At 68.0% G+C, this 9,111-nt stretch carries 11 protein-coding genes and 2 pseudogenes; 12 read left to right on the top strand and 1 reads right to left on the bottom strand.

What is annotated here, in order from left to right; genetic code table 11:
* Positions 1-144: 144 nt before the first annotated feature.
* The 12 genes and pseudogenes from ABZZ74_RS51000 (at position 145) to ABZZ74_RS51055 (ending at position 8,414) form a co-directional block, all read left to right on the top strand.
* Positions 145-747, top strand: a complete 603-nt coding sequence (locus ABZZ74_RS51000) for a 3'-5' exonuclease (RefSeq protein ID WP_356950961.1) — start codon at positions 145-147, stop codon at positions 745-747.
* On the top strand, positions 741-1,340 hold the full coding sequence (locus ABZZ74_RS51005; protein ID WP_356950962.1) for an AAA family ATPase: 600 nt from the start codon (positions 741-743) through the stop codon (positions 1,338-1,340). The genes ABZZ74_RS51000 and ABZZ74_RS51005 overlap by 7 nt, the downstream gene beginning before the upstream one ends.
* Entirely contained in the window at positions 1,337-2,110 is a 774-nt protein-coding gene (locus ABZZ74_RS51010; protein ID WP_356950963.1) for an aldo/keto reductase, read from the top strand. The genes ABZZ74_RS51005 and ABZZ74_RS51010 overlap by 4 nt, the downstream gene beginning before the upstream one ends.
* Positions 2,110-2,622: a hypothetical protein gene (locus ABZZ74_RS51015; RefSeq protein WP_356950964.1), complete on the top strand. Its 513-nt coding sequence runs from the start codon at positions 2,110-2,112 to the stop codon at positions 2,620-2,622. Before ABZZ74_RS51010 ends, ABZZ74_RS51015 begins: the two co-directional genes overlap by 1 nt.
* A 244-nt stretch (positions 2,623-2,866) precedes the next feature.
* The gene (locus tag ABZZ74_RS51020) at positions 2,867-3,901 is read left to right on the top strand and encodes a hypothetical protein (RefSeq protein WP_356950965.1); all 1,035 of its coding nucleotides are present in this window, start codon (positions 2,867-2,869) and stop codon (positions 3,899-3,901) included.
* A gap of 58 nt (positions 3,902-3,959) precedes the next feature.
* Positions 3,960-4,334, top strand: a pseudogene (locus tag ABZZ74_RS51025) (hypothetical protein); the annotation flags it as partial.
* Between the two features lie 273 nt (positions 4,335-4,607).
* Positions 4,608-5,717, top strand: a complete 1,110-nt coding sequence (locus ABZZ74_RS51030; protein ID WP_356950966.1) for a radical SAM protein — start codon at positions 4,608-4,610, stop codon at positions 5,715-5,717.
* Positions 5,714-6,361 (top strand): dTMP kinase, encoded by a 648-nt coding sequence (tmk, locus tag ABZZ74_RS51035; RefSeq protein WP_356950967.1) that lies wholly within the window; start codon positions 5,714-5,716, stop codon positions 6,359-6,361. Before ABZZ74_RS51030 ends, tmk begins: the two co-directional genes overlap by 4 nt.
* Entirely contained in the window at positions 6,333-7,130 is a 798-nt protein-coding gene (locus ABZZ74_RS51040) for an endonuclease/exonuclease/phosphatase family protein (RefSeq protein ID WP_356950968.1), read from the top strand. The genes tmk and ABZZ74_RS51040 overlap by 29 nt, the downstream gene beginning before the upstream one ends.
* Positions 7,131-7,159: 29 nt before the next feature.
* Positions 7,160-7,483 carry a MazG-like family protein gene (locus tag ABZZ74_RS51045; protein WP_356950969.1) on the top strand — a complete coding sequence of 108 codons (324 nt, stop codon included), beginning with the start codon at positions 7,160-7,162 and terminating at the stop codon, positions 7,481-7,483.
* A 51-nt stretch (positions 7,484-7,534) separates the two neighbouring features.
* Positions 7,535-7,734: pseudogene (locus ABZZ74_RS51050) on the top strand (class I SAM-dependent methyltransferase); the annotation flags it as partial.
* 266 nt (positions 7,735-8,000) lie between these two features.
* Positions 8,001-8,414, top strand: a complete 414-nt coding sequence (locus tag ABZZ74_RS51055) for an NUDIX hydrolase (protein ID WP_356950970.1) — start codon at positions 8,001-8,003, stop codon at positions 8,412-8,414.
* A 388-nt stretch (positions 8,415-8,802) separates the two neighbouring features.
* Here ABZZ74_RS51055 and ABZZ74_RS51060 read toward each other — a convergent pair.
* Positions 8,803-9,111, bottom strand: a 309-nt coding sequence (locus tag ABZZ74_RS51060; RefSeq protein ID WP_356950971.1) for a zinc ribbon domain-containing protein, incomplete at its 5' end; no start/stop codon positions are given.

Consider the following 9,111-nt stretch of genomic DNA (forward strand, 5'->3'; position numbering starts at 1 on the left):
CTCGTCCGGCACCAGCCGCTCAACGATTCCCACGTCAACAGGGTATCGAACACGCCAAATGAGATGACGTCTAAAGCCCCACCACTACCGCCAGCACGGCCGGGCCCCCATCGGCTGGGTGGCGGAGGACGGACCCGAATCGTCATGAACTTCGCCACCTGGCCCGCGCTGCTCGTCGTCGACGTCGAAGGCAACGGCACCAACCCGCCCGACCTCGTCGAAGTCGCCGCGCTGCCCATCCGGGACGGCCGGCCCGACAAGAGCACCGCGGGCTGGTGGCTGACCCGCCCGAACCGCCCCGTCACCCCCTTCGCCGCGCGAGTGCACGGACTGACGAACGAGGAGCTGGCCGACAAGCCGGCATGGACCGAAGTGGCCCACCAGGTGGGCGCCTTCCTAGGCAACGCTTGGATCTGCGCGCACAACGCGCACACCGACTACCGCGTGCTGCGCGCCCATCTGCCCGGCTGGGAGCCCGCCGGCGTCCTGGACACGCTCCGGCTGGCCAAGGACGCCTACCCCGACCTCGGCAAGTACAGCCTGGACAAGCTCATCGAGCACGCGCAGCCCGACCTGAGCGAAGCCCCCGGCGCCCGGCACCGGGCCACCTTCGACGCCTTCGCCACGGCGCAGCTGCTCATCGCCATGGCCTCCCGTTACGACACCTGGGACCGGCTGGTCGCCGCGGCCGTGCCGCCCGGCCTGCCCGGCGCCCCCGAACCAGAAGAGGACCCCACCCTGTGGTGAACACCAGCCATCCCGTCCGTATCGGCGTTCTCGGCACCCACTCCACCGGCAAGACGACGCTCTTGAAGCGGATCGAGATGGAGCTGCGCGCCGAAGGGATCACCGTGGCCCGAACCGGCCGGCTCGGCAAACGTGCCGCGGCAGCCGGACTGCCCACAATGCAGCACCACACCGCCACCTCCACCGAGTGGATCATCGCGCAGGGTATCGCCGACGAACTCGCCGCCACAGGCCAAGGCGCCGACGTCGTACTCCTCGACCGGGCCGTCCACGACGCCATCGCCTACTTCAACGCCGCCCTGGAATACCGCAGCGAGATACCACCGCGGGTGGAACGCGAACGCCTTCTCACGCTCGCCTCCACCCAACTACCCAAATACGACCTGCTGTTCGCCACCGTGCTCGACGAGCGCCAGCCCGTGGACACCCGCCACGACTACGACCCCCGCTTCCGGCGCCTCGTCGACCAGCACACCCACCTCCTGCTGAACCAGAACGACATCCCCCACCTGAAGGTGACCAGCGATCCCGACAGCCAGGCCCACGCCATCGACACAGCACTCCAGCGCTGCCTGAAGGAGGACCTGGGATGACCCCGCCCACCGGAACCCTCACCCTCGCCGGAAAGGCCGTCTCCCGTCTCGGCTTCGGCACCATGCGCCTGACCGACCCCGGCACCTGGGGCGAGACCGAAGACCGGGACACCGCCCTGAGCATCCTCCGCCAGGCCGTGCACACCTACGGCATCCCCCACAGCGACACCGCCGACGCCTACGGCCCCCACACCGTCGAACACCTGATCAAAGACGCGCTCCCCCCATACCCGGCCGACGTCCTGATCGCCACGAAGGTCGGCATGGTCCGCCCCGCGCCAGGCCAATGGATGCCACTCGGCAACCCCTTCTACCTGCGGGCCAGCGTCGAGGCGAGCCTCCGCCGCCTGCGCGTCGACCACCTGGACCTGTGCCACCTGCACCGCATCGACCCCGACGTGGCCTTCGAAGACCAACTGGCCGTCCTCGAAGCTCTGCAGGAAGAGGGCAAGATCCGGCACATCGGCCTGTCGAAAGTCACCCCGGAAAACGTCCTGCGGGCAACCACGTACCTGGCCGTCTCCGCAGTGCAAAACGTCCTCCACGCAGAAGACCCCGCCGACCCTGTTATCGAAACCTGCCATGACCTCGGCATTCCGTACGTCGCCTACCGGCCTCTCGACGCCGGCCGGCTCGCCAGCCCCCACGGGCCAACGACGGCCCTGCGCTGGCTCCTCGACCGCGGCCGTCACACCGTCCCCATCCCCAACACCAGCCGACCAAGCCACCTCGCCGAAATCGTGGCAGCAGTCCAAGGCGAGCGGGACTGATGCCGGCCGCCACCGTCGCAACACCCGCGCCGCGCGGCGCGACGTACGAAAACTGGCGGCCACCAATCGTCGGCGTCGCACTCCTTGTGCCAGTCGGCGCCCACTGCCTCGCCGTCGCCGACCTGCGCGGGATGCTCATGCTGCCCGTCGGTGACGTCCACCCCGGACAGTCCGTTGAAGAGGCGGCACACAACGTGCTCCATCCTGCGGCAGAGGGCCTTCAACTGCTCCGCCAGGTAGCCGTAGACCGGATACAGACGCGCCGACGGACCATCACCACACACCTGCTGGCCTCGCTACCGGCGACGCGGGCAGTCGTCGACAACCTGACCTACCGCGACGCCCGAGCCGACGTCCGCATCATGCCGACACTGCACTTCATCGAGCAGGTCCGGCCCCACGCCCGGCTGAGGGTTCTGGTAGGGCTCCAGGCCCTCGCTACAGGCGAGACGGCCTTCATTGAAGACGGCACAGTGCGGGCCGCCATCCCAACAGAACTCACCCCCACGTAGCAACCAGCACGGGCCCCACGAGTCCTCGTCCCGTTCCGCCACGCCCAAGCAGGCGCCATCACTTACCAGCCGTATTACCACCCACTGACCAGTACACCGCCATGGTGCAGCCCGCAGGTGCTGCACCATGCGTCCCACCCCGTCCAACCGATCGGCCTTCATGAACCACATGTCAGGTGAAATATCTGTGCCCGCCGGACAGCAGTCCCTGGGAAAGAAGCATGCGAACCTGCTCACTGCCATCATGCGCGGGGTGGCTGTCCTGGGAGCCGGCAAGGACGTCCACGCCCTGACCGACAGGGACATCCGCGGCGCGCTGGATACCCTTTCCCCCGGCGCCGACGCGCAGCAGACCGGTGAGCTGAACCGTGCGCGTCCGCGGCTGCTGAACGCGATCATCGGGGCCGAGGCCAGACGCACGGGCTACGTGTCGGGCCTGCCCCGCCACGGCGTCGAGCCGCTGCTGCGGACGGTCAGCGAGGCTGTCAGGGGCCCCCTGGTTCTGCGGGTCGTGTACGGCGCCAGCACCCACATGCCGCTCCGGGCGCTCAGCTACGTCCTGCCGACCATCCGCATGGCGGCACGGCTGACCGAGGCCGGCCAGCGCGCCCCCTACCTGAAGATCGTGCTGGCCGGCCCTCTCGGCAGCCGGGTCAACGCGCTGCCCGAGCCCGTCGTAGCCGCGGAGACCAAGCTGCTCACCCACTGCCTCGACCGGCTCCTGGCGGCGCTGGCTCCAGGGTCTTACGGGCTCTACCGCACACGGCCGTCCACCGAAACCCTCGGCGCGCTGGACGACCTGGTGCAGGCCCTGACCCCGGCCCGGCGGGCGGAGGTCCTCGACCGGCTCGGCGGCAAGGGCGGCGCCACTCCCGACGAGCAGACCCTGCTGTACGCAGCCGCCCACGTCCTCCTCCACGACCGCGCTGGCGCCGTCCCCCTCGACCTGGACTATGGCACGCCCGCGCCACAGCACGCCCCGGTCATCGACATCGGCAGCCTGCAAGAACGCCACTTCCACCACGTACGACGGCTGTTCGCCTCCACCGCGGCGGACGACACCAGCCCCGGTGCGCTGGTGCTGTCCCGGCACTCGGTGCCGCCGTACACCATGGCCCGCGGCGGCGACATCGGCCTGCGCGAATTCCTGGACGGGACAGACCCGCAGGGCGGGCCGCTGGCCCCCGCCGTCCGTCACGATCTGCGACTGCTACGGACAGACTTCCCCTCGGACGAGTTGCGCGACGTCCTCGCCATGCGGTGGGAGGCGCTGCGATGACCAACGTGCCCGTGCCGATGGCTGAACAGGGACCGCATGGCGGGCGGGAGGGTGCCGCGGACACAAACCTTCGACCGGGGCGTCGTCCGTTGAAGGGCGCTGCAGCTACAAACGCTTCCAGCCGCACTCGTTCACCCCCACCCGCTTCAACTGGGGCTACGACCACCGCGGCTGCGCCGTCCGCGCCTGCGGCCACGGTGCCGGCGCCCATCTCGAAGTCCGCCTCGCCGGAGCCGACGCCAACGCCTACCTCGCCCTCGCCCTCGCCGCCTATATCGCGGCCATGGCCCACGGCATCGAGGAACGCCTGACAGCCCAGCCGGCCTGCGACGGAGACGCCTACCAGGACCAGGCGACGCTGCCGCTCTTTGCCGACCGTGGTGAAGCCCTCACGTACTTCGACAACAGCACCATCGCCCAGCTCCTGGTCGGCAAAGAGTGGTGCGGCACTACGCCCAGGCGGCACGGGCCGAACTCGCCTGGCACCGCAGGCACGTCCGGACATGGAGCGGCAACGCGGCATCCGCTGAAACTCCCTGCCGCCGGGGCGAGACTCCCCCCTCGGCGGCAGGGGCAAGATCCTCGCTCCCCGACCGGACGGCGGCCGGGGAACAAGGGCGCGACAACTGGCAAGTCAGGCATCTCGCGCCAACCATGGACCTACCAGTCCTTGCCCGACCAACCGCTTCTACCCGCGGAGGACCGCATGACCGCCAAGCCGATCATCACCTCGGGACAGGCCGCTTCCTGCTACTTCCGGACCACGGTGGACCATCCGTACCGGAAGGCGCTCATCCAGCTCACAGAGCGGTGCAATGAACTCTGCAAGCACTGCTTCGTCAACGCGACCAAACGCGGCGACGACATGGACCGGCAAGCAGTCCAGGACCGGCTGATCCCGCAGCTCCTTGACGCCCGAGTCAACCGGGTCACCATCACCGGAGGGGAGCCGTTCACACACCCGGAGTTACTCCCTATCGTCGGCGACTTCGTCACGGCCGGGATCGGCGTGGGTGTGTGCACGAACGCGACGATGGCGACGGATGAGGAGATCCACACGCTCGCCCACCTGGGTGTCCACATGAACGTGAGCCTGGACGGCTTCTCTGCCGACTCCCACGGGGTGTTCCGGGCTCGCCCCGAGGGCTTCGCGGAAACCGTCCGAAACGTCAAGCGCTTCGCGGAGGCGGGCATTCTTCAGGGCCTGCTGTGCACGCCGAACAACCTTGCCCAAGACGAGGAGTACGCGGAGCTGTGCGCTTTCGCCCGCGAGCAGGGAGCGAAATACGTGCTGATGAACCCGCTTGGACAGATGGGTCGTGGCGCCTCGAACTCGGCACAGAAGCTTCGGCGGCCGGACGACCATATGCGGCACATCCGGGACCTCACACTTCCGTTCGTCGACGAGGGCCTGGAGCTGGTTCACATCCGCTTCCCCAACGATGACAAGCCGCTCGCCGGATGCGAGGCCGGAACCATCATCTACGTGTTCACGAAGGGGGAGGTCACTGTCTGCCCCTACCTGGTGTTCGCCGCCCGCACGAAGGCGTCCCAGCACCCCGACACGGACTTCATCGTCGGCAACGTGTGGACGGACAACGACATCGCCGCCCGGCTGGACAACTACCGATTCCATGAGCGGTGGGAGGTCGGAGCGAACGCAACGTGTGGCGGCTGCTCGATGAATGCCGAATGCGGCAAGGGCTGCCCGGCCGCGGTCGTCGCCGCAGGACACCGGATCGGAGCCGTCGACACAGAGCAGTGCCCGGTCGTGCCGAACGGGTCTCGCGTGCTTCCCGTGGTCGGTGTCTCGTGAGCACCAGGGGATTCTTCGTCACCCTGGACGGACCTGGCGGCGTCGGCAAGTCGACCATGAGGGACGCCCTCGCAGCCCAGCTCCGGGAAGACGGGCATGTCGTCCACGCGACCCGTGAACCGAGCGACACCCCGCTCGGGGAACTCGCCCGGCACGGCACGGACACCTATCAGGGCATAGCGATGGCCTGCCTCATCGCGGCCGACCGCTACCACCACCTGAAGGAGGAGATCCGGCCGGCGCTCAAGCGCGGCGACATCGTCGTGTGTGATCGCTACATCGGCTCGTCACTGGTGCTTCAGGTCATGGACGGTGTCAACCGTGACCTCGTGTGGGAGCTCAATCGGCACGCGCGGCTGCCCGACCTCTCGGTGTTCCTCACCGCGCACCCAGACGTCATCGCGGAGCGGCTCACCCGCCGCGGCACCCACAGCAGATTCGAACGGATGCCCGGCAGCAGCATGATCGAGTTCGGTCTTTACGCGGAAGCGGCTACGTTCCTCCGTGACCAGGGCGCTAGAGTCCTCACTCTGGACGCTACAGCCACAGATCCGGAAACCCTCGCGTGCACCATCGTGGGCGAGATCAACGCCGTACAAACCAGGGACAACCTCGATGGACGTGCTGACGTTCAATCTCAATAACCCCTCCCGCGAGCGGGCGCAGCGACAGCTCTACTGGCTGGCGGCCAGACCGGAACAGATCCTCGTGCTCACGGAGACGGCGCCCAGTGACGGCTGCGACTTCCTGGCCGACCGGTTCGAGGCAGCCGGGTTCCGCGTCGTTTTCCCCCGGCCGGAGCGGGGTGAGCGGGGCGTCATGATCGTGAGCCGCCTGCCCCTCGAAGCGGCGACGACACTGAGCAGCTACCTGCCGCACCGCGGCGTCTCGGTGACCGTCGCGACAACCGCGGGCCCGCTCGACATCATCGGCCTGTACGTGCCCTCCCGGGACGCCACGCCTGCGAAGACGGACCGCAAACGCCGCTTCCTTGAGGAAGCCGGCCGGGCCATCCCGTCCGGCACGACTGGGGCCCGCCTCCTGATCGGTGACTTCAACATCCTCGAGCCGAAGCACGAGCCCCGATATCCATTCTTCAAGCCGTTCGAGTACGCCTTCTACGAGGGACTGGAAGCCGCTGGATACGGTGACGCGTTCCGGCAACTGCACCCGACGGCCGCCGAACACTCCTGGGTCGGCCGGACAGGCGACGGCTACCGCTACGACCACGCGCACATCTCGGCAGCCCTCGTCGGCGCGATTCACGGCTGCCACTACGTCCATGAGCCGCGTACCCGCTCCGACCGACTCACCGATCACTCCGCCCTGGCGGTGCAGCTCGACGTCGCCCCAGAAACCCAGCTACGAGTCTCCGACCCCACCGATCTCGGCGCTGCCGGCGCCCTCTTTTGAAAACTCCCGCACACTCCTTGGAGAAGAACGTGGAAGCAAGCACCTGGGATCTCGTCGAACGTCTTCGCGACTGGTTGGACGCCGAGAGCCCGGTAACCGGCGACATGGCGAAGACCATGCGAGTGCTCAAGATCGGCGAAGAGTTCGGTGAGGTAGCCGAGGCACTGCACGGAGCAATGGGTGCGAATCCCCGCAAGGGGGCCAGCCACACGTGGGACGACGTCCACAAGGAACTCTGCGACGTCACGATCACGTCGCTCATTGCGCTCGCCTCGCTGACCCCGGACGCAAGGAAGCTGTTCGAAGCACGGCTGCACCACATTGGTGAGCGCTCCCTCGGATCATCGGGCTGATCCCTGCGGCGGTGACCCTGGCAATGCGCCACCACACCCAGAGGAACCACTGTGTCCGTACCGCACGACATCACAGCCGAGACCGAACTGTGGGACACGCTCGCCGAGTCCGTCTTCAAGCAGGACGCCGAACCGACGTCTGCTGGACCCAGTACACCGGTCACGGCCCCGGCCCCGAACTCCTGGCCGGCCCGCGACGGGTGCTAGAGATCGGCTGCGGCACCGGTCGCGCCCTCGCGTTCCTCGCCGAGGCCCAGGACTCGGCAGCTATCGGCCAGCCCCCTCAAGCGAGGACACGGTCGCTTCACAGGCCGCTGCCTTATCGTACGCCGATGGCCATATGGGTCGGCTCCTGCTAGGGCTCGCCGGGCGGAGCCGCTGGCTCGTCATCATGTGTGCCGATCACGGTGACGCTTACGGCGACGACGGCTACCACGGCCGCGGTATCGCCCACCCTGCCGTCTTCAACGTGCCATTCGCCGCCGGAGTGTATCCCTGACCGATACGCTCACCCGGCATGGGAACTGAAGTGATGCGTGACGCCTCCGTGGTTGTGGCCCGCGACGCTAAGGGCCTGGTGGCCCTCCTGAGCGCCAACTTCCCAAACCACGGCGGCGAATACCTCTTCCTCCCCGGTGGCCGCTTCGAAGCCGACGAACACCCGCTCGACTGCGCCCAGCGCGAACTTCGAGAAGAGGCCGGAGTCACCGCCCAGCAATGGCGTTCTCTCGGCTCGTACGCAATCACCCTGGGTTCCCCGGCACGAGTCCACCTGTTCGAGGCCCGCGCCCTGACCCTCGGCCCGCAACAACTCACAGAGACCGAAACAGACTTCAAGCTCATGTGGTGGCCGATGGACGATGCCCGGCAGGCCGCACACGACGGGCGATTCCTCCTTCCCGCTGGACCTCTGGCGCTGTTCCTGAGCTGACCGAGGAGAAAGCGGACAGCGGCGTCGGACAGATACTCGCCTTCCTGGCGGCCTGCGACTACAGCGGCAGGCTGGCCCGGCCTGGGAGGAGCGGGGCCCAATCCCCAAGAACTCTCCCCTCGCATCGCTAAGCACCTGGCGCCCGACGGGGCTTTCGCCTTTCCCACCGTGAGCCGATCGTCGGGCAGTGCGGGCCACAAGCCATGAGCGGCAAGGAGCTGGAAGGCGCGAGACCGAGCTGGCCGTCCACCGCTGGCAGTACACCGCCGCTCAGTAGGGCGACATCAAGGTCTTCCAGGAGGCGAAGGGAGCCCGCGGCGAGGGCCTGTCCGTCGCCGCGACCCTGACCTTTACGGAGAAGAGCACCACGGTTGACTTCCTCCCCCGCCTAAAGGCGGGGGATTCCAGCGGTCGCCCGCTGGTGTTCCTGCTTCACCGACGACCGCCCCGTCCGGGAGGACTCCCGTTGAGGTCTTACACCGTCTCCACAGGCAGACGCCGCCAGCCCGGCGGCCAGGATGTTGCGTGCCGCGTTCACGTCGCGGTCATGCGTGGTGCCGCACGCGCACGTCCACTCGCGGACGTTCAGCGGCAGCTTCCCGCCGACCGTGCCGCAGCTCCCGCACAGCTTCGAGCTGGGGAAGAAGCGGTCGATCACGACGAGTTCGCGCCCATACCAGGCGCACTTGTACTCCAG

The sequence above is a fragment of the Streptomyces sp. NPDC006476 genome (genome assembly GCF_040612015.1).
GTDB classification, from domain to species: Bacteria; Actinomycetota; Actinomycetes; order Streptomycetales; family Streptomycetaceae; genus Streptomyces; species Streptomyces griseorubiginosus_B.